General features: G+C 38.2%; 22 protein-coding genes and 1 pseudogene. 7 read left to right on the forward strand and 16 right to left on the reverse strand.

The annotated features are described in order from the left end of the window. Window positions 1–44: 44 nt before the first annotated feature. Window positions 45–1,085 (forward strand): annotated as a pseudogene (locus tag ACN6NE_RS27755) (alkene reductase); the annotation flags it as partial. 30 nt (window positions 1,086–1,115) lie between these two features. On the opposite strand, the gene ACN6NE_RS27760 reads toward ACN6NE_RS27755, so the two are convergent. The 4 genes from ACN6NE_RS27760 to ACN6NE_RS27775 form a co-directional block, all read right to left on the reverse strand. Then, window positions 1,116–1,838 (reverse strand): GDSL-type esterase/lipase family protein, encoded by a 723-nt coding sequence (locus tag ACN6NE_RS27760; protein WP_474328489.1) that lies wholly within the window; start codon window positions 1,836–1,838, stop codon window positions 1,116–1,118. 245 nt (window positions 1,839–2,083) lie between these two features. Continuing rightward, the gene (locus ACN6NE_RS27765) at window positions 2,084–5,122 is read right to left on the reverse strand and encodes an efflux RND transporter permease subunit (RefSeq protein WP_474328491.1); all 3,039 of its coding nucleotides are present in this window, start codon (window positions 5,120–5,122) and stop codon (window positions 2,084–2,086) included. Between the two features lie 125 nt (window positions 5,123–5,247). Next, window positions 5,248–5,697, reverse strand: coding sequence for a DUF6188 family protein (locus tag ACN6NE_RS27770; protein WP_129710499.1), 450 nt, complete (start codon window positions 5,695–5,697; stop codon window positions 5,248–5,250). 33 nt (window positions 5,698–5,730) lie between these two features. Next, the gene (locus tag ACN6NE_RS27775) at window positions 5,731–6,306 is read right to left on the reverse strand and encodes a TetR/AcrR family transcriptional regulator (RefSeq protein WP_474328493.1); all 576 of its coding nucleotides are present in this window, start codon (window positions 6,304–6,306) and stop codon (window positions 5,731–5,733) included. Between the two features lie 260 nt (window positions 6,307–6,566). Between ACN6NE_RS27775 and ACN6NE_RS27780 the strand changes: the two genes are divergently transcribed. Beyond that, window positions 6,567–6,860, forward strand: a complete 294-nt coding sequence (locus ACN6NE_RS27780; RefSeq protein WP_013083888.1) for a DUF3817 domain-containing protein — start codon at window positions 6,567–6,569, stop codon at window positions 6,858–6,860. Window positions 6,861–6,907: 47 nt separating this feature from the next. On the opposite strand, the gene ACN6NE_RS27785 is transcribed toward ACN6NE_RS27780, so the two are convergent. Together ACN6NE_RS27785 and hutI are read right to left on the reverse strand one after the other, a co-directional pair. Next, the gene (locus tag ACN6NE_RS27785; RefSeq protein WP_013057816.1) at window positions 6,908–7,282 is read right to left on the reverse strand and encodes a DUF7674 family protein; all 375 of its coding nucleotides are present in this window, start codon (window positions 7,280–7,282) and stop codon (window positions 6,908–6,910) included. A 75-nt stretch (window positions 7,283–7,357) separates the two neighbouring features. Then, the gene (gene hutI / locus ACN6NE_RS27790; protein WP_129710501.1) at window positions 7,358–8,635 is read right to left on the reverse strand and encodes an imidazolonepropionase; all 1,278 of its coding nucleotides are present in this window, start codon (window positions 8,633–8,635) and stop codon (window positions 7,358–7,360) included. Window positions 8,636–9,048: 413 nt separating this feature from the next. Here hutI and ACN6NE_RS27795 point away from each other — a divergent pair, with 413 nt between their 5' ends. Beyond that, a complete protein-coding gene (locus ACN6NE_RS27795; protein WP_013057818.1) occupies window positions 9,049–9,312 on the forward strand; it encodes a hypothetical protein in 264 nt (87 codons plus the stop codon). A 34-nt stretch (window positions 9,313–9,346) separates the two neighbouring features. Here ACN6NE_RS27795 and ACN6NE_RS27800 read toward each other — a convergent pair whose 3' ends face one another. The 3 genes from ACN6NE_RS27800 to ACN6NE_RS27810 form a co-directional block, all read right to left on the reverse strand. Beyond that, window positions 9,347–10,174, reverse strand: coding sequence for an LCP family protein (locus ACN6NE_RS27800; protein WP_129710502.1), 828 nt, complete (start codon window positions 10,172–10,174; stop codon window positions 9,347–9,349). Between the two features lie 133 nt (window positions 10,175–10,307). Next, window positions 10,308–10,850, reverse strand: coding sequence for a GNAT family N-acetyltransferase (locus ACN6NE_RS27805; protein ID WP_116514105.1), 543 nt, complete (start codon window positions 10,848–10,850; stop codon window positions 10,308–10,310). 101 nt (window positions 10,851–10,951) lie between these two features. Further along, the gene (locus tag ACN6NE_RS27810; RefSeq protein WP_129710503.1) at window positions 10,952–11,365 is read right to left on the reverse strand and encodes a hypothetical protein; all 414 of its coding nucleotides are present in this window, start codon (window positions 11,363–11,365) and stop codon (window positions 10,952–10,954) included. A 181-nt stretch (window positions 11,366–11,546) separates the two neighbouring features. Between ACN6NE_RS27810 and ACN6NE_RS27815 the strand changes: the two genes are divergently transcribed. Further along, entirely contained in the window at window positions 11,547–12,326 is a 780-nt protein-coding gene (locus ACN6NE_RS27815; protein WP_129710504.1) for an undecaprenyl-diphosphate phosphatase, read from the forward strand. Between the two features lies 1 nt (window position 12,327). Beyond that, window positions 12,328–12,666: a hypothetical protein gene (locus ACN6NE_RS27820; RefSeq protein WP_116514107.1), complete on the forward strand. Its 339-nt coding sequence runs from the start codon at window positions 12,328–12,330 to the stop codon at window positions 12,664–12,666. A 29-nt stretch (window positions 12,667–12,695) separates the two neighbouring features. Here the strand turns inward: ACN6NE_RS27820 and qoxD are convergent, their stop codons facing one another. The 6 genes from qoxD to ACN6NE_RS27850 all read right to left on the reverse strand — a co-directional run bounded on the left by qoxD (window position 12,696) and on the right by ACN6NE_RS27850 (window position 18,360). Then, on the reverse strand, window positions 12,696–13,004 hold the full coding sequence (qoxD, locus tag ACN6NE_RS27825) for a cytochrome aa3 quinol oxidase subunit IV (RefSeq protein ID WP_013057824.1): 309 nt from the start codon (window positions 13,002–13,004) through the stop codon (window positions 12,696–12,698). 3 nt (window positions 13,005–13,007) lie between these two features. Next, window positions 13,008–13,616, reverse strand: a complete 609-nt coding sequence (gene qoxC, locus ACN6NE_RS27830) for a cytochrome aa3 quinol oxidase subunit III (RefSeq protein WP_013057825.1) — start codon at window positions 13,614–13,616, stop codon at window positions 13,008–13,010. After that, the gene (qoxB, locus tag ACN6NE_RS27835) at window positions 13,616–15,559 is read right to left on the reverse strand and encodes a cytochrome aa3 quinol oxidase subunit I (RefSeq protein ID WP_013083896.1); all 1,944 of its coding nucleotides are present in this window, start codon (window positions 15,557–15,559) and stop codon (window positions 13,616–13,618) included. The genes qoxC and qoxB overlap by 1 nt, the downstream gene beginning before the upstream one ends. 46 nt (window positions 15,560–15,605) lie before the next feature. Beyond that, window positions 15,606–16,559: a cytochrome aa3 quinol oxidase subunit II gene (qoxA, locus tag ACN6NE_RS27840; RefSeq protein WP_013057827.1), complete on the reverse strand. Its 954-nt coding sequence runs from the start codon at window positions 16,557–16,559 to the stop codon at window positions 15,606–15,608. 566 nt (window positions 16,560–17,125) lie between these two features. Next, entirely contained in the window at window positions 17,126–17,704 is a 579-nt protein-coding gene (locus ACN6NE_RS27845) for a hypothetical protein (RefSeq protein ID WP_057244438.1), read from the reverse strand. Between the two features lie 308 nt (window positions 17,705–18,012). Further along, complete coding sequence (locus tag ACN6NE_RS27850; protein WP_013057829.1) at window positions 18,013–18,360, reverse strand: rhodanese-like domain-containing protein; 348 nt, start codon at window positions 18,358–18,360, stop codon at window positions 18,013–18,015. A gap of 388 nt (window positions 18,361–18,748) precedes the next feature. Here ACN6NE_RS27850 and ACN6NE_RS27855 point away from each other — a divergent pair, with 388 nt between their 5' ends. Beyond that, the gene (locus ACN6NE_RS27855) at window positions 18,749–19,213 is read left to right on the forward strand and encodes a hypothetical protein (protein WP_260511336.1); all 465 of its coding nucleotides are present in this window, start codon (window positions 18,749–18,751) and stop codon (window positions 19,211–19,213) included. Window positions 19,214–19,258: 45 nt separating this feature from the next. Here ACN6NE_RS27855 and ACN6NE_RS27860 read toward each other — a convergent pair whose 3' ends face one another. After that, window positions 19,259–19,411 carry a hypothetical protein gene (locus tag ACN6NE_RS27860; RefSeq protein WP_165351765.1) on the reverse strand — a complete coding sequence of 51 codons (153 nt, stop codon included), beginning with the start codon at window positions 19,409–19,411 and terminating at the stop codon, window positions 19,259–19,261. A 788-nt stretch (window positions 19,412–20,199) separates the two neighbouring features. On the opposite strand from ACN6NE_RS27860, the gene ACN6NE_RS27865 reads away from it, so the two are divergent. Further along, the gene (locus tag ACN6NE_RS27865; protein WP_474328502.1) at window positions 20,200–20,346 is read left to right on the forward strand and encodes a hypothetical protein; all 147 of its coding nucleotides are present in this window, start codon (window positions 20,200–20,202) and stop codon (window positions 20,344–20,346) included. The last annotated feature ends 198 nt before the right edge of the window (window positions 20,347–20,544 follow it).

Below are 20,544 nucleotides of genomic sequence, written 5' to 3' on the forward strand. Positions count from 1 at the left end.
TACTTTCCTCTTAAGGAGCTGAATATAAAATGAGTAAATTTGAAAAACTATTTCAACCAACAAACATTGAAGCATTTGATTTACACACTCGTACAGCAATGGCACCGATGACAAGATGCTTTGCTGATCCAGAGACAGGCGTAGTCGGTCAAGACGTTGTAGACTATTACCGCCGCCGCGCAAAGGATGGTATTGGCTTAATTATTAGTGAAGGAATTGTTATCAGCGAACGCGCAAAAGGAAATCCTGGCGTTCCGGGTATCTATACACAGGAACAAATTGATTCATGGAAGCCTGTAACGGAAGCTGTTCATGAAGAAGGCGGCACGATTATTGCTCAAATTTGGCACGTTGGCCGCTTGAGTCATTCCGGGTTAATAAATGGGCATAAGCCTCAGGCCCCTTCCGCTATTGCAGCACAAGGCCAAGTGCCTCGTTTCCGCAAGCCCTACGAAGAGCCTGAAGAAATGTCAAAAGAAGATATTAAAGAAGTTGTAGGACAGTATGCTCAAGCCGCTAAAAATGCCATTGAAGCAGGATTTGACGGCGTTGAAATTCATGGTGCCCACGGCTATTTAATCGATCAGTTTAATTCAGACTGGTCTAATAAACGCACTGATGAATACGGAGGCGACCTTGCACAGCGATTAACGTTTATGAAAGAAGTGATTTCTGCTGTTATCGAGGCCATTGGAAAAGAGCGCGTCGTGATTCGCTTCTCTCCTCATAAGCTTGATAAACCCGACTATCGCTGGGACGACACTGAGAAAGCTATTCAAACGTATACAGAAGCATTTAAAGAAACAGGAATTGAGATCATTCATCCGTCTATGCTGGATTTTTATGAAGATGTTCAAAACGGTCAAAATCTTTATGAAATTACGCGTAAGTACTGGGATGGACCGATTATCGGTGTAGGTGACTTAACGCCTGAATCAGCTGAAAAAGCGCTGCAAGCCGGCTGGATCGACGTAGCTGCTATTGGCCGCCCGCTTATTTCAAATCCTGATTATTTACAGCGCATCAAAAACGGAGATGCTCTTGTCGAATACGATGCTAAAAAACATTTACCAAAGCTTATCTAAAAAAAAGCGCTCCTTTCGGAGCGCTTTTTTTTACTGGTTTACGTATGACTGAACTTCTTGTTTCCAAATAGCATAGCCTTGGCCTTTTAAATGAAGACCATCAACCGTGAAATTACTTTTTAACTGATTATGTGTAGATACTTTCGAATACAGGTCAATGTAAGAATCATTGTGTTTCTTAGCTAGACGCTCTAAATAGTTATTTAACGCGATAACATCTTTATTATCCACTGCGTCGCCGCATTTTTTATTGTTCACGGGCAGTATACTTTGAATATAGACTTTTGTATTCGGTGATTCTTTATGAATACGTTCAAGAATTTCAGCATAATTGGCTTTGGTTTTTTTTACAGATTTTTGCTCATTTAAATCGTTAATGCCAATCATTAAGAAAATCTTTTTTGGCTTAGCATCTGTAATACTTTTTAGACGGTGCAATACCCCTTCTGTTGTATCATCGGCTACACCTCGATTGACAATCTGCTTATTATGAAAAAGTTCGCTCCATTCAGAGCGCTGGGTAATGCTATCACCGAGAAATACGATTGACTCTTTAGGAATACTTAATTGCTTGAACAAAGTGGTCCGTTCAATGTAATAAGGATTATCTCTATAGCTTTGCTTAGACGAATCCTTAGATGACAGCGGATTTTTCATCGCACTGCTGCTTGTTGCATAAAAAGCAAAAACACCTATGAAAAGGACATTTAAGATAATGGAACTGATAAATACAATTTTCTTTGTTGAACTCACGAAAACGACACTCCTGTACTTTGTATGTTTTTTAGATAACTTTACGATGATATAGTAAAGCCTCCTGTTAACACTCTTTCCCTCCATACAAGACATTTAATCATTTTTTGTAAATAATGATTTTACATAAAAAAGAAGCGGCGCTTGAAAGCGCCGCTTCTTTTTCTATAATATAAGGGGTTAAAACGTACTTTTATTATAACATATAGTCTATGGTCATATTTTCCTCTATTAGAAAATAGTTCTTATGTCGTTTCTTTTTCCAGCTGTTTTTCTCTTTTCACTTGCTTTGCGAAGAAGAGTTCGTATACCACTGGAATAATAATTAAGGTAAGAAGGGTAGATGACGCAAGCCCTCCAATCACCGTGATAGCTAAGCCTTTTGAAATCAGCGTTCCGCTTGATGTAGTAAGCGCGAGCGGAATTAATGCAGCAATGGTAGCAAATGCCGTCATTAAAATTGGACGCAAGCGCGTTTTCCCAGCTTCAATAAGGGCTTCGCGGATTGCCATGCGTTTTTGTTCACGATTTTGGGTAATTCGATCTACAAGTACAATCGCGTTTGTTGTAACAATTCCAATCAGCATTAAGAATCCAATCATGACGCTGACAGACAGCGGTTCTTTTGCAAGTACTAGACCAACTAACGAACCGATTGGCACAAAAATGAGTGACGATAAAATGATAAATGGAATACGCGCTTTTCCAAACGTAACGAGCATCGTTAAATACACAAGGCCGATTGCTGTCAAAATCGCTAGACCGAGAGATTGAAAGACTTCTACCGTCTCGTCGCTTCCGCCTCCTCCATCTAAGCTCACATCTTTAGGTAAATCTAATTTCTTTACTCCATCGACAACATCTTTAGTCACAGCTTGAATATTATCGCCTTTAATGTCTGCTTCTACTCGCGCAAATACTTTGCCGTCAAGCTTTTGAATAGAGGTGAACGTATCAATTGTACGAACGTCAGCAATATCTTTTACTAACACAGGTCCTCGTTCTGTAAATACTTGAAGATCTTTAATTTCTTTTACTGAACTAAGGTCTTTATCGTACGAAAGCTGAACCGCTCGTTTTGTATTATCTAATTTTAAGTCTCCAACGGATACTGGTTTGGTTTGATCAGAGATTGTACCAAGCAGCTGAAATCCAGATACTCCGTACTCTGCGGCTTTATCAGGATCTACTTCTACTACAAGCTGCTTTTGCTTATCCGAGAAGTTATTTGTTACATATTTAAGGCGTTTGTCTTTGTTTAAGTGGTTTTCCACTTGCTTAGCTGCCTTTTGCAAGTCATCTAAATTAGAAGAATATAAATCAACCGTTACGTTATTATTTGTAGGCGGTCCTCCTGTTGATGCTTCTTGCACATTAACTGTTGCTTTCGGTGATTCTTCTTTCGTGATGCTTTCCATTTTCTTTTGAACTTTATCAATAAACGTATCAACATTCACGCCTTCTTTTACGTTCAAGAAATAGCCAACTTGGTTCGGGCGTTTTACACCTGTTGAAAAGTCGCGTGATCCAACTTCCGTAGTCACATCGGAAATTTCATTTTGATCCGCAAACATCTTTTCAATTTTTAAAGATACATCGTTTGTTTTTTCAAGTGATGTAGATGCCGGTAATTGAACGTTGGCCTGAAGCATTTTTTGTTCTTCATTTGGAATAAACGTAAAGCCAAGTGAAGGAACAAGCGCAAATGAGCCAAACAGTAAAATAAAGGATAAAATTAAAATTTTGATTTTATGATTAAGCGACCATGCAATCGCTTTTGCATATCCGCGCTGGAGCTTTCCTTCTTTTTCTTCAGGCAGAACTTTTTTAAATGCAAACTTTGCTAGAATCGGCACGATTGTAATCGCTACAAGAAGAGATGCTAACAGTGAAAAAACAACTGTTAAGGCAAACGGCAAGAAGAACTCTCCTGTAATTCCTCCTACAAAGCCGATTGGCAAGAATACGACAACCGTTGTAATGGTAGACGAGGTAATGGCTTTTAAAATCTCTTTTGTGGACGATTCGACAAGTTCGTTGCTCATTCCTTCTTCTGAACGGCGAACGCGTCTAAAAATATTTTCAATCACAACAATACTGTCATCCACTACGCGCCCAACGGCTACAGCCATTCCGCCTAGTGTCATAATGTTAAGTGAAATATCAAGCTGGTTTAAGAAAATAGCTGATACTAACAGCGATAATGGAATCGATATAATCGCAATGATCGTAGCGCGGAAGTTACGCAAGAAAATCAGCACGGCGAGTGACGCAAATAATGCTCCGAGCAATCCTTCGCGTATTAATGTTTCAACAGACTTTTCAATGCCGTCAGCTGAGTCAACGCCGATTGCGTAGTCTAACTGATCGTCATATTTTTTCAAAATTTTCATCGTTTCGCTGGCCACTTCAACCGTATTAGCATCTTGTTTTTTTGTGATGGCCATCGACAGCGCATCTTTGCCGTCATAGCGCGTATATTCGCCTTGTTCTGTTACGGCTTCGACTTTGGCAATATCGCCAAGCTTCACGGGCTTTGCTTCAGGATTCATCGTAGATTTCACCTGGATTTTCTTTAATGCATCGATCGTCGCAACTTTTTCTTCTACTCGCACTGGAATTTGAAGCTCTTTTCCATTTAATGTTCCTGCTGGGAATGAAACAGCTTTTTGATTAATTTGTTCTTTCATCCCATCAAGCGCTAAGCCAGCTTGAGCTGCTTTTTCTTTATCGACCGTAATTTGTAAAAGGTCCTCTTTCACGCCGCCAACTGAGACGGAGTTAATACCTTGAATTTTATTTAATTCAGGAATCACTTCATCGTTTAATATTTTTTCAAGATTTGCATCATTTTTTGCAAACAGTGAAATATTAAAAATCGGGAATGAACCAAATGAAAAACGGTTCACCTCTACATTTGATGACTCTGGTAAATCTAACTCTTTTATCGACGAGTTAATTTGCTGTTCAACTTTATCTAAATCCGTATTAAACGGGAATTCTAAATTAATGATACCAACGTTTTCATACGATACGCTTTGTACGCTTTTAACGCCTTCTATTCCTTTCACTTGGTCTTCGATTTTCGACGTGACGCTTTCATTTACGTCATCAGGGGAAGCTCCAGGATAAGTGGCTTCAATGGACAGCTGCGGAAATTCGATATTCGGCAGTAAATCAATTTTTAGTTTTGAGAATGAGTATAGGCCCGCTAAAATAAGTAAAAACGAAACAATAAACACAACTACCGCATTTTTTAAACTAAATCGCGTCAAAAGATTCATCTCTTTCCTCCGTTACGTAACTAAGTTATTTGAGAAGCCTTCATCCTTTACTAACTGCTGCAGACCCGTTTTATTTTTTATAACAACATTAGAGTACCCGTGGGTCAGTTTTCTGCAAAAAAAAATCACCTCCTTTCATGTACAGATGGACTGTCTATACAAACTGAAATTTGATGATCGCACGCTCCGCCTGGAAGCGAGATAAAAGAAAAGCCGTCTTGACCATATAAATCCCAACCTTCAAAAAACGAGCTGTCGTGAAACATATCTAGCGCATACCCATTAGAAAACGTAATTCGAAGTATACCGATATCTTCATACCACTGTATAGAAATAATGTGCTGGCCAAGCAGCAGCGCTTCGACTTGCTGACGCTGCTCGGCAGAATGTAGCGATTTCCAGTCCGCTTGACCAAGCAAGATGCTGCGTTTGTTTTTTAGTCTCCATGGACATTCTGCCACAAGTCCGCCTTTACTAAATCCAAGAGAAAACGGCAAGGTATTGTCTGTGTTCACCTTGGTAACGGTTTGTTCTTGAAAATATGAAAAATTAATTACTGTGCTGCTGGTATTCATCATATCCCTCCATTATCAACCAGTACCGACGAGTCATTTTTGGGTCTCAAAATAGCAGCCTTCAATGTATAAGTTCACAATGAACTCCGCATAGTTCATGATATCTTCTTCTGTTATATCATCATCGGAAACGATATCCATCCTATACCCATTTAACATGCTGCAAAACGCTTTTGAATGTAAAAAAGCATTTTTTATTTTCTGCTCTTCAATCAATTTAGCAACAAGCCCGTGATAATCCTCAAAAAATTGATGAAGACGACCCATCATTTCTGGCATTTGGTGCGGGGCTTGCCAAAAAGAGTCGGGATATTTTTTAGTTTCGTAAAAAAAGAACAGGTGATGCTTCGCAATTGAATACAGCTTTTCATGAAACGTTTGGCATTCATCCGTTCTTCGTTTTGCATGATACAAAAACTCATCAAACGAACGATTGTTCACAGCGATATAAAGCGACTCTTTAGACGAAAAGTACAAGTAAAGCGTTCCTTTAGATACACCCGCTAGTTTAGCAATATCAATCATTTTTGCTTCATAGTAGCCTTTGGATCCGAATACTTCAAAAGCAGCATCTAAAATTTTCTCTCTCTGCTGTTTTCGGTTTGTCATGGTAAAAAATCCTCTCATACGTTTTCGATACTATACATATAAAATAATTAAAATAACTTGTCAATACGTAGTGTGCTCTTTTATCCCTTGCATCACAAGAGTATGTCAGTTTTTCAAACAAAACACTTCTATAGAGCAAATTAAAGCGTTTTCGACTTTTTTGTGACAGATACAAATGATGCTTGTATATGAAGAGCTCGCTATGGTACATTTTTATCATTGATACAGAAATTTATTCCGTCGTTACGGGAGGAGAAAACATGGTTCTTACATCACCAATCGGCCGCCTGCGTTTAGTAGGGATTTTAGAAGGAATTTCATTTTTACTGCTGCTTGGCATTGCTATGCCGCTAAAATATGCAGCAGGCATACCCGAAGCTGTATCAGTTGTAGGCGCAGCACACGGTGCACTTTTTGTGCTGTACGCTCTTGCAGTCGTTCATGTAAAATTTGCGCATAAATGGTCAATCGGCCGCTCTTTATTTGCATTTCTTATGTCGGTTATTCCGTTTGGCCCTTTTATTTTAGAGAGACAGCTGAAAAAAGAACAGTAAAAGAAAAGAACGTCACGGATATCATGTTTCCATGACGTTCTTTTTCCTTACTGTTCACCACTGTTTTCGCTAAAATGGTCAATCGTTTTCCACCACTTCAGTGAGTGAGGTTTTAATAGCATTCCAATTTCTTCTGGACTAATTTGCTGATCTATAATCATTTCATGCATTGCTTGAAAGAGTCCCGTTGTAACAGCTTCTTTCACATCAGCTTCACCTTCTATATACAGCTGTTCAATCGCTTCAAATACGTCCGGTTCACGCTGGAGCTGGCCGTTATATTCAAGAGAGATTAAATGACCCGCAACACGGCTTAATTCATGCTGCAGCTCGTCTTTATCGTTGAGGTCCACTTCTTCGCTTGGCTCAAAAGATGGGCAAGCTTCTTTTAGTAATGGAATAACATTTTGTTTTGTAATCATATCTAAATTCCCTGCCTTTGCATGTGTGACAAATTCTCTATTCTTTACCCTTTTCTCTTTTTCTGTAAACTTGTTTTACAAAACTTTTCCGTTTTCTACAACTACTTCTCCTTTTTTTACTACGCAGTCAATATGATTTAAGCCATACTGATATTGAAGGGTTCGATAACTAGAGACATTAAAAATCGCTAAGTCAGCCTGTTTTCCGGCTTCAATACTCCCAAGCTTATCTCCTTGATTAATAGCATGCGCTGCGTTAATAGTTGTGGCTACAAGCACTTCTTCAGGACTCATGTTCATATTCATACATGCCAGATTCATCACAAATTGCTGTGAAGTCGTTGGAGATGAACCTGGATTGCAGTCTGTAGAAAGAGTAACCGGAACGCCTAAATCGATCATTTTTCTAGCATCTGGCCACTTCATTCCAACAAATAAGGAATTCCCCGGTAAAAGTGTGGCTACGATCCGTTTTTCAGCCAGTTTCTTTAATCCTTCATCAGAAGCATACAAAAGATAATCTGCTGATATCGCTCCTACCTCTGCTGCGAGCTCCGCTCCTCTGCAGTATTCAAAGGGGTCGGCATGTATTTTAGGAAGCATGCCATGGCTTTTCCCGGCTTCTAGTATTTCTTGACATTGTTTGAATGAAAAAGCATTTGGAAGACATACAGCATCATTAAATGCTGCAAGCTTATAAGAAGAAATTTGAGGAATCATTTCGTGAATAAGTAAATTGACGTATTTCTGCGTATCTTTTTTATATACAAGAGGTACGACGTGTGCGCCTAAAAAGGTACTTACTACATCAACTGCGTGTGTATCATTCAGCATTTTAGCGATTTGCAGCTGCTTTAGTTCTGTTTCTAGTTCTAAGCCATACCCGCTTTTTACTTCTATAGTTGTGACTCCGTGAGCTAGAAAAGACGTAAGACGCTCATAGCTCTGCTGATAAATCCGGTACGCATACTCTTCCTGTGTTTGAACGACAGTGGAGTGAATACCTCCACCTTCTTCTAATAAATCCAAGTAAGAAGTTGGCCTTTCAAACCGCCTATAAAATTCTTCTTCACGCGAGCCAGCGTACACAGCGTGTGTATGGGGATCAATCAGACCCGGAGTCACAATTTTATGAGAAGCATCAATAATCATTGCGTCATTTCTTTCCCTTTCATATTTTTGTTCCAGCTCTTTTGTTGTACCTACGGTCACAATTTGATCTCCTTCTATCCAGACTGAGCCATTTTCAATCACCGTTAAGTTTCTCATTTCTTTTCCAGCTAAAGGACCTTTATTTTCTTTGGCCGTTACAACTTGCGAAGCATTTTTAATCCATAGCGCTTTTTTTGACATCGTTGAATTTCCCCCTTTTCTAGCGTGTACCACGTTTTGGGGCCTCATGTTTACCGTAAACTCATTTAGATTCACCTACACATTTCGCACTTCTGCCTTCTTTCTTGTAGGTAGAAGTTTGAAAAAGCATGTCCATGGTCTGAAAAGCGTGTTTTTAAGTCTTTAAAGCTAGATAACTTATATTTTTTTCAATTATATACGCTTTTAGACCCTTCTTTTCTCCGTTTTCTTACTTATTGATTCTCATTTTATACAAATATATCCTTATATACTAAATCTTTTATCACATGTATTTTATAAACATTACGGCAAGTTCCCCTCAACGGGATAAATAATAGATTTCTAGGAATAGAACGTTTATAATATTCTTTGAAGTTTTACTTTTAGAAAGATTCACTAATGGAGGAAGAAATATGATTGTCAACTATAAAAACCAAGCAACCGGTCATCGCATGAATAACGGCTGGAATCTTTTCTATGCGTCAAACTTAACGATGTGGCGCAAAGATGAAAAGTATTTGCTTTTAGATGAAAACCAAGATGTAGTGATGATCTTTGGCTTTAAAAAAGACGAAATCATTCTAGATAAATTGCAAACGTGGGGCTATACATTTGGTGTCCATCCAGAGAAAAAACAAATTTCCTGCTTGCAGCGTCAAGAAGAAATTGGTGAATAAAAAGAGGGCTGAGTTTCTTCAGCCCTCTTTTTTATTAATGGGTTTGTTGAAACATAACGCTCAGCTGTTTTTTTTCAGATGGTTTGACAACATAATACCATGTACCATCTACCATTTGTCCTTCTCCTTTTACCGTTACCGTTTCGAAATCAGGCCGACCATTCTTAATGATGTTATACATCGTAAATGCATCGCTGACATCAATATTCGTTCGAATATGCTTCTTTACAAGCGTGAGGAGACTTGGAATGTTTTTTACCGTTGACATGTTTATTCCTTTATCTAATAAGGCTTCCACTACTTGACGCTGGCGATTATTTCTTCCTAAATCTCCTTTTGGATCTTCGTGTCTCATCCGCACATAGGCAAGAGCTTTTTCGCCGTTCAACGCATTTTCTCCTTCAGGAAAGATAAATGAATCAAACACAAAAGGAAACGGGTTCTTAACGTATACTCCGCCAAGTTCATCTACTACATCTTTAAAGCCTTCCATGTTTACTTTCACATAATAATCGACATCGATATCTAAGAAGTTCTCAACCGTGCGCACGGTTAAAGGAATGCCTCCGTATCGATAAGCATGATTAATTTTCTCATCCGTTCCTTTTCCATCAATGTGCACGCGCGTATCTCTAGGGATCGGCATAACTTTTGCTTTATTGTGGCTCGTATCTAAGTTGACCACCATTAATACATCTGAGCGGCCTGTATCTCCTGGCCTTTCATCTACGCCCATAACTAGTACATTAAACGAGTGAGGCTGCTCTTTAGCAGATGTTTGCTGTTGATAGACAATTCCAAATCCAGCGGTTCCTAAAAGCAAAATACATGCCGCTATGATCCCTATTTTGTATTTTTTCATTCATACGGTCTCCTTTACACATCACTTACTCTCTATATGCCTTAATGAATGAAAATTTATACCTTTTTGGAGAAATTTAAGCACACGTCAAAAAAGCCTGCTTGTTGAGAAGCTGGCTTTTCACTAGTAGATTTTAGCCTGATTTTTGATGCACATCACGCTGTGCCCATTCACTTTCTAGCATACTCATTTCAATTAAGCTCCAGTACTGTCCATCTACAAGCCGAACATCTCGAAGAAGGCCTTCGCGTGTAAAGCCAATTCGTTCATAGGACTGAATCGCCCGCTCGTTAAAATCAAAGACGCCGAGCGAAATTCGGTGAAGACCCAGTTCTTCAAAACCGAAAGCTAACACTTTTTCAAACATGTGCGAACAAAGCCCTTTTCCTCTATACTTTTCACCAAGCAGCACTCGGCCAATTCTTCCTGTTTTATGATAATAATCAATATGAGCCAGAGAAATATGCCCAATAAGCTGTTCATTGTCATCTATGACGGAAAAAGCATAGGTAGAAGCACCATCTTCATTTGCATATCGAATGTAATGTTTTAACTGTCTAGGAGTAAGCGGAAAAGAAAAGCTAGAGCCGCTCCATTGCACCATAAATGACTCGGAGGGAATCCAATCCATTAGCTGTTTAAAGTCTTTTTTGGAGAACGGTCGTAGAGCTATCACATAATTCTCCCCCTTATTATTTCTGACTTTTCTAAATATATTACATTTATCATAATAAACTGTCAACTGTCTATGTAAAAAAAAGCCATCTTTTCGATGACTTATAGCTGTAATGCTTTTCTGAGAAGAGTTAAATCATGAGTAAATTCAAAAAAATAGGTTCTATTTTCATTGTCAAATACCATTATGATTGGTTTTTGATTCGGCTCAAGAACAAAAATAACTTCACTTGCCAGCGTGTTGACCGCACTATTTTCAATTTTTACGGCTGGATCAAGAGGCACTTTAACAAGATAGCCTTTTTTAGGAAGCGGACTTGCCTTTTTATATAAACCAGTAATGGACGCAATACTTTTTTCGGCTTCTTTTTGAACACTTGGAGGTTTGGGCGTTGAACGAACGACTCTGCCCGTTTCAATTTGAAATACCTCTACTTTTGGCTGTTCAGCACTTACTGCTTGCGGAAAAATAAAAGCAGCGAATACGACGCATACAGCAACCCATTTTCGTATCATTTTCAGCACCTCTTTCCATTGTAGATGAGATGGAGATAAGAATGGTCGTCTCTTCTTATACTATGACCTATTTTTATATATTTATTTCACTAAATGAATGCCTATACTTCCATGTTTTTGTCATGTTCACAGAACTTCCTCTATACACTACTAATAAGGACACGCTGTATGAGGTGATAAGATGTCGTGGTTTGAAGCATTTATTTTGGGAATCATTCAAGGGCTTACAGAGTTTTTACCGATAAGCAGCACAGGGCATTTGTATTTAGGGCGTCACTTATTTGGCTTAGACGATGCAGGATTGTATTTAGATACGATGCTGCATATGGGCACTCTGCTTGCTGTGTTTGTCTTTTATAAGCATGAGCTATGGCATATTATTCGTCATCCGTTTAGCAAGCTCACAGGGCTTTTAGTGATAGGAACGATCCCTGCAGTTGCGATTGGTCTTTTGTTCAAAGACTATTTTGACAGTATTTCTAAATCTGGCTTAACGATCGGCTGGGAATTTCTTGCGACGGGACTGCTGTTATGGTTTGGTGATTCCGTAAAAAATGGCTATAAAAAAATGGATCATATTTCATACGGAGATGCCTTTTTTATCGGCTCGTTTCAAGCAGCTGCAATATTCCCTGCTGTATCCCGATCGGGCTTAACGATGGTAGCTGGGTTAATGCGGAAATTAGACCGTGAAACAGCCGCTTACTTTTCATTTTTATTGTCGACTCCGGCCATTTGCGGAGCGGTGTTACTTCAGTTAAAAGATGTAGTCACAGGTGAAGTCGAGCAGCTTTCCGTTTTCTTTTTATTCGTCGCCACCCTTTCATCTGCTTTATTTGGTTATGTAGCGGTAAAATGGATGATCAATTATTTAAAGCATCATTCATTAAAAACATTTGCGATTTACGTTTGGATATTAGGTGCAGTCGTGCTGGTTTGTCAGTTTACGGGGGTGTTTTAAGATGAAGATGAAAGTCAGGACGCTTTTTTTAGTATTGTTTTTTGCCGGCATTTTAGTCGTGACAAGCTATGTTGATAACAATTCCCAGCAGTCATTTGACAGCTTATCTCACCTTTCACTTGATGGAGGCGCTGTTGAAACCTCTGCTGATGAAGACGAGGCGGAACAATTAAATATGTCGGTCAAAGAAGTTCATGTCAAAACAGAAAAAAGAGGCGGATACCGCATTGAAGTGTACGAACAAGTAAATGTTTATAGAGATGATAAAGGAAAAGTAGTAAAAAAAGTTCCCACAGGAGAATATCAAACGTTGAAATATAAACTGAATGAAAAAAAATAAACCACTTACCGAAGTAAGTGGTTTTATTTTTAATGGTTAAAGTGAGCTGCAAGAATCCACAGTGTACCAACAACGATACAAAGTGCAATAAAGAAACTGTAAAGAATATTTGCAACCTGTACTTTACCATTTTCACTTTCAGTCATGTGCATGAACATTACTAGCTGCATTGCTGCTTGTAATAACGCTAGGATCATGATAAGAGTCATCGTAATGCTTCTTGATAGATCAGCTAGCACTACTAAACCAAGCGCTGCGAATGTTAAGGCTAGTGAAAGGATAAGCCCAAATACATGACTAAGCGGAAAACCTGCTTTTTGGCCTTGTTTATTTTCCATGTCTTATCCCACCAATCCGTTCAAGTATACAAGCGTGAAGATGAAGATCCATACAACATCAAGGAAATGCCAGTATAAACCGATAATAAATACTTTACGAGCAGTAACTGGTGTTAATCCTCGTCTTACTAATTGAATAATAATACTGATTGCCCAGAATACACCGACTGTTACGTGAAGACCGTGCGTTCCAAGTAGTGTAAAGAACCCTGATAAGAAGGCACTTGTTTGCATTGTTGCACCTTCGTGAACTGCGTACATGTAAAACTCACGAATTTCGTAGAAAAGGAATCCTCCACCAAGGACAAGCGTAATCACGAACCAAACTAAAAGTCCTTTTAAGTCATTATTACGCATTTTAAAGATGGCAATTCCCATCGTGAAACTACTGAATAGTAGTAACAGCGTTTCGATCATAAAATCTTTAACAACGAACAGTTCTTCTGCAGTAGGGCCACCCGCTGTGCGCGTATGGTACGTTAAGTACGTTACGAACAGCGTAGAGAACAACGCGATCTCGGCACCTAAGAAAATCCAGAATCCAAGGATATTCAGGCGACTTTGTTCTTCTTGGTATTCTAACGGCAATGATTTATCTAAATGCCCTGCCATTATTTGTCACCCCCTGTAATTCCTTCAACCTTCTTGATTTCATCTACTTTTACATAGAAGCCCGGATCATAATCAAATGAACGAGCAAGCATACAAGCAAAAATACCTGCTAATCCAACGATTGCCATTGGAATCCATTCAAATACTAAGCCAAATCCACCGATAAACCAGAAGATACCTGAAATAAACGGCACACCAGAGTTGCTTGGTAAGTGAATTGGTTTTAAGTCTTCTGCTTTAATTTCTGTTTCATTACGTTTTTTCATGTGCCAGAATGCATCCATTTCTTTCACATGAGGAATTACTGCAAAGTTGTAAGCTTGAACTGGTGATTTAGTCCACCACTCAAGTGTACGACCATCCCAAGGATCGTTTGCAGTGTCGCGTTTGTTTTTCCATGCACTGTATAATAAGTTAACTACTAATACGAAGAAGCCAAGACCCATTAAGAATGCACCGATTGTTGAAACTAAGTTTAATCCGTTCCAGCCAAGGTTGTCTGCATAAGTTTGCATACGACGAGTCATGCCGTCTAAACCTAGGAAGAATTGTGGGAAGAAACATACGTTAAATCCAACAACAAAAATCCAGAATGAAATTTTTCCTAATTTTTCGTTCAACGTGTGACCGAAAATCTTTGGATACCAGAAGTATAAACCTGCGAAACAGCCAAACACTGTACCAGAGATTAATACATAGTGGAAGTGAGCGATTAGGAAGTAACTGTTATGATATTGATAATCGGCTGATGCCATCGCAAGCATAACCCCTGTTACCCCACCGATTACGAAGTTTGGAATAAACGCTAATGACCAAAGCATCGCAGTCGTAAATTTGATACGGCCTTTATACATTGTAAAGAGCCAGTTAAAGATTTTAACTCCGGTTGGTACGGCGATTAACATCGTTGTAATTGAGAAGAACGAGTTAACTGACGGTGAGTTACCCATTGTAAAGAAGTGATGCACCCATACAAGGTAACTTAAGAATGCGATACCGACCATTGATACAACCATTGCTTTATAACCGAATAAGTTCTTACGAGAATGTGTACTGATAACTTCTGAGAAGACACCGAATACCGGTAAAATAACGATATATACTTCAGGGTGACCCCAAATCCAGAATAAGTTAGCCCACATCATTGGAAGACCGCCGTTAGCCATTGTAAAGAAGGCTGTTCCGAATACACGGTCAAGTGTCATAAGTGCAAGCGCTACTGTTAATACAGGGAACGCGAAAATGATAATAATTGATGTGATGAAGATTGACCAAGTAAACATTGGCATTTTCATCATTGTCATGCCAGGAGCACGCATTTTTAAAATTGTTACAAAGAAGTTGATACCAGTCATTAATGTACCAGCACCAGCAATCTGTAGTGAAACGGCATAGAAGTTATTCCCGATGCCCTCACTGAATTCTTTACCTGCAAGCGGGAAGTAACTTGTCCAACCTGCATCAGGAGCTCCTCCGATTACGAAAGAAAGGTTAAATAGCATTGCTCCCATAAAGAATGTCCAGAAACTAATTGCGTTTAAGAACGGATATGCTACGTCACGCGCACCAATTTGTAATGGAACGATTACGTTCATTAGTCCGATGATAAATGGCATTGCCATGAATAAGATCATGATAACACCGTGAGCCGTGAAGACTCCGTTGTAGTGATGTTCATCTAAAATGTTCATACCCGGGAATGCAAGCTGCATACGCATCATGATTCCATCGATTCCGCCGCGGAAAAGCATTAATACAGCTGAAAGGATGTACATGACACCGAGTCTTTTATGGTCAACTGTTGTTAACCATTCTGTCCATAACCATTTCCATTTCTTGAAATATGTTAAGACAAAAACGATACCGATGACCGTCATAGCGATTGCTGCATCAGCAGCGTAAATCATAGGTTCGCCAGTGACGAAAAATTCATCTAGCTTCATTATGTCTTCCCCCAATCATTACGTTATTTAGTGTAATAAATGAATGTTATTCATGATTTGAGTGATCCATGTTTTCCATTTCTTCATTACTCGTTTTTTCGTCTTCTTTCATCTTGCTGTGATCATGTCCTGTACCACGTTCTAGCTCTTTGCCAGGAATGTATACATCTTTTGCATGGTCAATCCATTTTAAATGTGTACCGTTATAAGTTTGACGACCAACAACGCCTGGGCTTAGGATTTGATCATATTTCTTTTCAGTCAATTTACCAGCTGTGCCTTTTACGTCACTAACCCACTCTTTGAAGTCTTTGTCCGTTTGAGCTTGAACTTCGAACTGCATTTGAGTGAAATGTTCACCAGAGAAGTTAGCACTACGTCCCATATAAGAACCAGGCTTATCTGCTTCTAAGTATAATGGCATTGACATGTTGTTCATCGAATATTTTTGTCCGCCAAGTTCTGGTACCCAGAATGAGTTCATAGGTCCTTGAGCTGTTAACTCAAATTTCACTGGCGTATCTGCTGGAATGTTTACGTAGTTAACCGTCTCGATATTTTGTTCCGGATAACTGAAAATCCATTTCCAGTTTGCAGATGTAACGTGAATCACGATTGGATCTTTATCCTTTGATTCTGCCGGTACTTCTTCTGCAGAATAGATCGCTTTAACAGTTGGCACTGCTAATAGAATTAAGATGATGATTGGGAATGCTGTCCAAATAACCTCCATCTTTAAGTTACCTTCTTGCTCAGGTGGCTCATAGTCCATGTTTTCAGGTTTTTCACGATATTTGACAAGAACAAATATAAAAATAGCAAATACGACAACAACCACGATCAACATCATCCACATAGACCAAATGATTAAATCAGATTGCGTTTTTGCAACAGGACCTTGCGGGTTCAATACAGCAAGCTTTGAACAACCGCTCAAAAATACTAGTGAAAGCGCAGATAGTAAACCTACTAGCTTCCAAAATCCTTTTTTTGGTTTCACTTAAAACTCTCCTTTCTAACAACACATGATGCGAAGCCTATATTGATGAACATTCAAAATGCGCTATCTTTCGCTAGATAACGACATTTTTATACAGACTCTCTTCCCCCTTATTTGTAGGCCACTACTATTGTAATACAAAATGACATTTTTTTCGTCCCTTTTGCTTTATTTTTTTATATTAAAAATATTCTAATATAGTGACTGTACCAATGGGGTTAGAGTGCTTCAACCTTGCGATATTCTATCACATAATTTGGTATGAATAAATGTAAATAAAAGGATCCAGCTCCCATTTCTTAACTATTTCTTTAGGAATAACTTCAAAATTAGCTTTGTATGTTTGCTTCAACATTGATATATCAATACACATCGACATAATTGAATATTTTGTGACAAATTTTCAAAGAAAATGTGACGTCCTGTATAAAACTTATTTTGCCCGTTAATTCCCCTTTACTTTGTAGCAAATATTTGATTTTTTTGCTTAAAGTTCTTTCTTTCAAAAATATGAACAAAACGTGAATTTTTTTTAAAAGCTTTTTATTATAGCAAAAAGCTGCGTGTTATTCACGCAGCTCTTGATCCATAAATTCTTTAACCGTGATATCATCCCCTGCTTTATCTAGCAGCGTTGTCGTTGCTGGAAACGGATGTTTAATATGACTCGGTATTTTTTCATACAGCACAAAATAATCACTTTTTGGAACCGCGGCATCAATTGTATATGTATCGTGCACCAAAGCCGCCTTTACTCGATCAATTTGTTTACTTCTATTTGTTCCTGTAAACAGCGCATATGTCCCTTTATTTGTATGGATATCATCATAATCCACTAAATTGCTCATTTTGGTACTGACTTCAATACGCAGGCGTTTGTTCCATCCTTGCTTCAATACGGCCATTCCTTCTTTATCACCAGGTATGGAGAATAAGGCTATGTATGTATTAGAGTGATCAACCCGTTTAAAATCTTGCAGCGTAATCCTTGCAGAACCATCAATGCTTTCTTTATGCTCCCAATTTCGCAAATGCTGCTGCACACTTGCAGCATTGTTTTCAATCGGATATCGAATCATCTCATACGCAACAATTACAACCGCTATACAAATGAACAGAAATAGCAACCGCTTTATCTTTCGCACATCTATTCACCTTCCTTAGCTTACTCCCCTTTTATGTAATTGCCTAAATTATAACTTCCTATTAAACCTCTGTCTATGCACTAGGAGAACTACGTTTTTTTTTACCACAAAAGGGATTTTTCAAACCTTTTGTCATAAAAATACGCTAAAAGACTCAGCAGCTGTTGAACCAAAAGAAACCGATCCCTGCCTCTCTTCTTATCTTCATGACAAAAAAAGATACCCATTTTGACACAGGTATCTTTTAGCTTATATATCACAGCTTTCCAAAAGGAAACCCTATAAAGGGTCATTTGCTGTTCTTTTTATTACACACATCTTTCCGCACACATGTATCCTTTGACCTGATACCCATGTTTTTTGAGCTGCCGAATGCTTAAATTTCGGGAAATACTGTCAGGAACAATTACGACCACTTCTTTATATGGAATTTCTGCATGCTGTCTCTCTAAATAAGGAAGCGGAATATGGATTGCTTTTTGACAGGGGTTTTGTTTCATTTCATGAAAATGACGAACATCTACATACGAAATCGTTGTAGAAGCACAGTCGACGGTCGTCACTTTCTTTATTCCCTGCACCGGCACATAGCGTTTATAAAAACTGTAACAAATTAATAAAAGTAAAATACCTATGCTCATATATAGTATCGCCATGTTTTCCTCCCAATTAATTTATATACCCCTGTATGTATACTATATTCAAAAGAAAGAATCAACACAGAAGTACTCTATCTCATTTCTCTCTGAAAGAAAAATGGTCTTTTTACACTTTATTATGAAACCACAATAAAGTGACGAAATCAATCATTATTTATTTTGATTTTTCGAAAGATTTAAATACTAGTAAACAGATCGTTTTTTCTTATTATAATGAAGAAACGCAGAATTTTTATTTTCACTTCCCCTTTTCTTTCCTTTCCTGTTAAAACTGAGGTTTGTTTATGAGTAATACATTAGAACCAATGTTGCACAAACATGAGAAAAATGATTCTAAAAGTGAAGGATGCGAGATAGGATAGTATGAACACGTGAAGGGAGAGATATGATGTTTGATTTGTACTATGTTGTATTATTTACAGATCAAGGTGAGGTAGCAGGCACCTGCCCCATCTATATAAGTCCCGAAGAAGACGTTGAAAAAGAACTGTTAAAAAATATCACTTTGCATAAACAAAGGCTGCAGTCAAAAAAAGAAAAAGTGTTTTATTTTGACCAGGATAAAGAGGATATGACAGATTTATCAGATCACTATGCACACATCCTTACATTTGCTAACAACGACAGCCAAATTGCAAAATGGCTGGAAGAAGCACATGAAAAGCTGTGCAAAGCCGGGGAACTTTTTGTGGAGAATGGTTATTTTCAGCGTGCTTTTATGCATTACATTAATCAAAAAAGCAATGTTTTAGAGAATTACTCGTACGAAGTTTGTGAAAAATCAGTAAAGTTCATATATCAAGCAAGAGACTATATTGTAATTGGATCAGAAAAATACGAGTTAACTTAATGCAAAAAAAGGAAAGCTTCAGTTTCAGAAGCTTTCCTTTTTTAATCAATCGCCATCAAGGTTTGCCCGACAATTATTATGAGATAAAGATGCACTTTGTGCCTGATGCTGCTTTTGCTCCCTCTGCATTGTCATATCTGTTTGTTTCGCTCTTCCTTTAGCGGTATGTTTAGTTTCATTTCCTTGCTTTGATGTCATATCCATTCCCCTTTCTAGTGGGTATAGTATGTGAACATACTCCACGCGCCATGAGAGGAAATGACATGAAAAAGTCGTATTTACAGTGAGGAAGCTTTCTGTCTAAAGCTTTTTTTTCTTTTATCACTGAACCCACATGAAAGGATATTCTCTATTTTAAACGTTCGTTTCTCGTTTCTTAATAAGCACCAAGCCTTTATGCTCTGAGGATAAATTTTATACACAATAATAAATCGCTGTGTCAAACATCCTTTATCGTCCATATAAATAATTTCAACAGGTCGTTTTGAAGAGTAGCTTTCTTGAAGTAGCTGTTGCATAGAATTCGCTCCTTTAATTTTTAGTTTATCGAACATATGTTCTTTTTTCAAGTGTTTTAAACTGAATAATTCTTTAGCCTTTACAGCTTAAAACGGGGAAAAGCACGGGGAAAATAATAAAAATCATACAAATATTAGGTAATTGTGATATGGTAAAAGAGATTACTTAAGTTGGGAGAGGTGCATGATGGAAAGTAACATACTTAAATGGATCCCCGTTCCTTACTTTCAATTAAATCAAGAAGGTGAAATCCTTCATTTTTCTAGTCAAGCACATTCTTATTTTTCTTCAGTCTCTAGTCTGTGGAGCATTATTCATAAAGACGACCGGAAACAAGCAATGTGGATGCTGTCACAGCACTCCTCATCTAACCCCATCATCAGGCATTTGCGTTTGAGAACGAGCGATGATACATTTGTAAATTTTAAATGCACGATTCATTGGAAAAATGGTGTAGGGCATTTAGTATGTACCGAAAAAAGAATGTCAAGGATCCGTTAGATGTTGTATTATCTGCTCAATCCTATTTAGAAAACTCAGACAAACGATTAAAAGAATCGGACAAGGTGTTAAATAATGCAGCAGGTTTATTATTTAATCGATTAAAACGCTAATTAAGTGAACAAAGTCTAAGCTATATTCCATTATTTCTATCATTTTTAAAGTCATTGAAAGGCTACCTACAGTGAACTGCACCCCAATTGTTAGACAAAGAAACTCTAATGATTGGGGTGCTTGTATGTCTAGACATACATTTGAAGATAAGTTGAAGGCTATTGATTTGTACCTAAATAAGCGCAACTCATATAGGG

Source organism: Priestia sp. 53B2, assembly GCF_056099005.1.

What these genes read in the sequence shown, in the direction of transcription:
- ACN6NE_RS27850 (WP_013057829.1), bottom strand. Translation starts at nt 18,360, where the DNA reads ATGGCGATACTATATATGAGCATAGGTATTTTACTTTTATTAATTTGT.
- ACN6NE_RS27800 (WP_129710502.1), bottom strand. Translation starts at nt 10,174, where the DNA reads ATGAAAAAATACAAAATAGGGATCATAGCGGCATGTATTTTGCTTTTA.
- ACN6NE_RS27865 (WP_474328502.1), top strand. Translation starts at nt 20,200, where the DNA reads ATGTACCGAAAAAAGAATGTCAAGGATCCGTTAGATGTTGTATTATCT.
- ACN6NE_RS27820 (WP_116514107.1), top strand. Translation starts at nt 12,328, where the DNA reads ATGAAGATGAAAGTCAGGACGCTTTTTTTAGTATTGTTTTTTGCCGGC.
- ACN6NE_RS27855 (WP_260511336.1), top strand. Translation starts at nt 18,749, where the DNA reads ATGATGTTTGATTTGTACTATGTTGTATTATTTACAGATCAAGGTGAG.
- ACN6NE_RS27795 (WP_013057818.1), top strand. Translation starts at nt 9,049, where the DNA reads ATGATTGTCAACTATAAAAACCAAGCAACCGGTCATCGCATGAATAAC.
- qoxC (WP_013057825.1), bottom strand. Translation starts at nt 13,616, where the DNA reads ATGGCAGGGCATTTAGATAAATCATTGCCGTTAGAATACCAAGAAGAA.
- ACN6NE_RS27780 (WP_013083888.1), top strand. Translation starts at nt 6,567, where the DNA reads ATGGTTCTTACATCACCAATCGGCCGCCTGCGTTTAGTAGGGATTTTA.
- ACN6NE_RS27765 (WP_474328491.1), bottom strand. Translation starts at nt 5,122, where the DNA reads ATGAATCTTTTGACGCGATTTAGTTTAAAAAATGCGGTAGTTGTGTTT.
- ACN6NE_RS27770 (WP_129710499.1), bottom strand. Translation starts at nt 5,697, where the DNA reads ATGAATACCAGCAGCACAGTAATTAATTTTTCATATTTTCAAGAACAA.
- ACN6NE_RS27860 (WP_165351765.1), bottom strand. Translation starts at nt 19,411, where the DNA reads ATGACATCAAAGCAAGGAAATGAAACTAAACATACCGCTAAAGGAAGA.
- ACN6NE_RS27775 (WP_474328493.1), bottom strand. Translation starts at nt 6,306, where the DNA reads ATGACAAACCGAAAACAGCAGAGAGAGAAAATTTTAGATGCTGCTTTT.
- hutI (WP_129710501.1), bottom strand. Translation starts at nt 8,635, where the DNA reads ATGTCAAAAAAAGCGCTATGGATTAAAAATGCTTCGCAAGTTGTAACG.
- ACN6NE_RS27815 (WP_129710504.1), top strand. Translation starts at nt 11,547, where the DNA reads ATGTCGTGGTTTGAAGCATTTATTTTGGGAATCATTCAAGGGCTTACA.
- ACN6NE_RS27810 (WP_129710503.1), bottom strand. Translation starts at nt 11,365, where the DNA reads ATGATACGAAAATGGGTTGCTGTATGCGTCGTATTCGCTGCTTTTATT.
- qoxD (WP_013057824.1), bottom strand. Translation starts at nt 13,004, where the DNA reads ATGGAAAATAAACAAGGCCAAAAAGCAGGTTTTCCGCTTAGTCATGTA.
- ACN6NE_RS27785 (WP_013057816.1), bottom strand. Translation starts at nt 7,282, where the DNA reads ATGATTACAAAACAAAATGTTATTCCATTACTAAAAGAAGCTTGCCCA.
- qoxB (WP_013083896.1), bottom strand. Translation starts at nt 15,559, where the DNA reads ATGAAGCTAGATGAATTTTTCGTCACTGGCGAACCTATGATTTACGCT.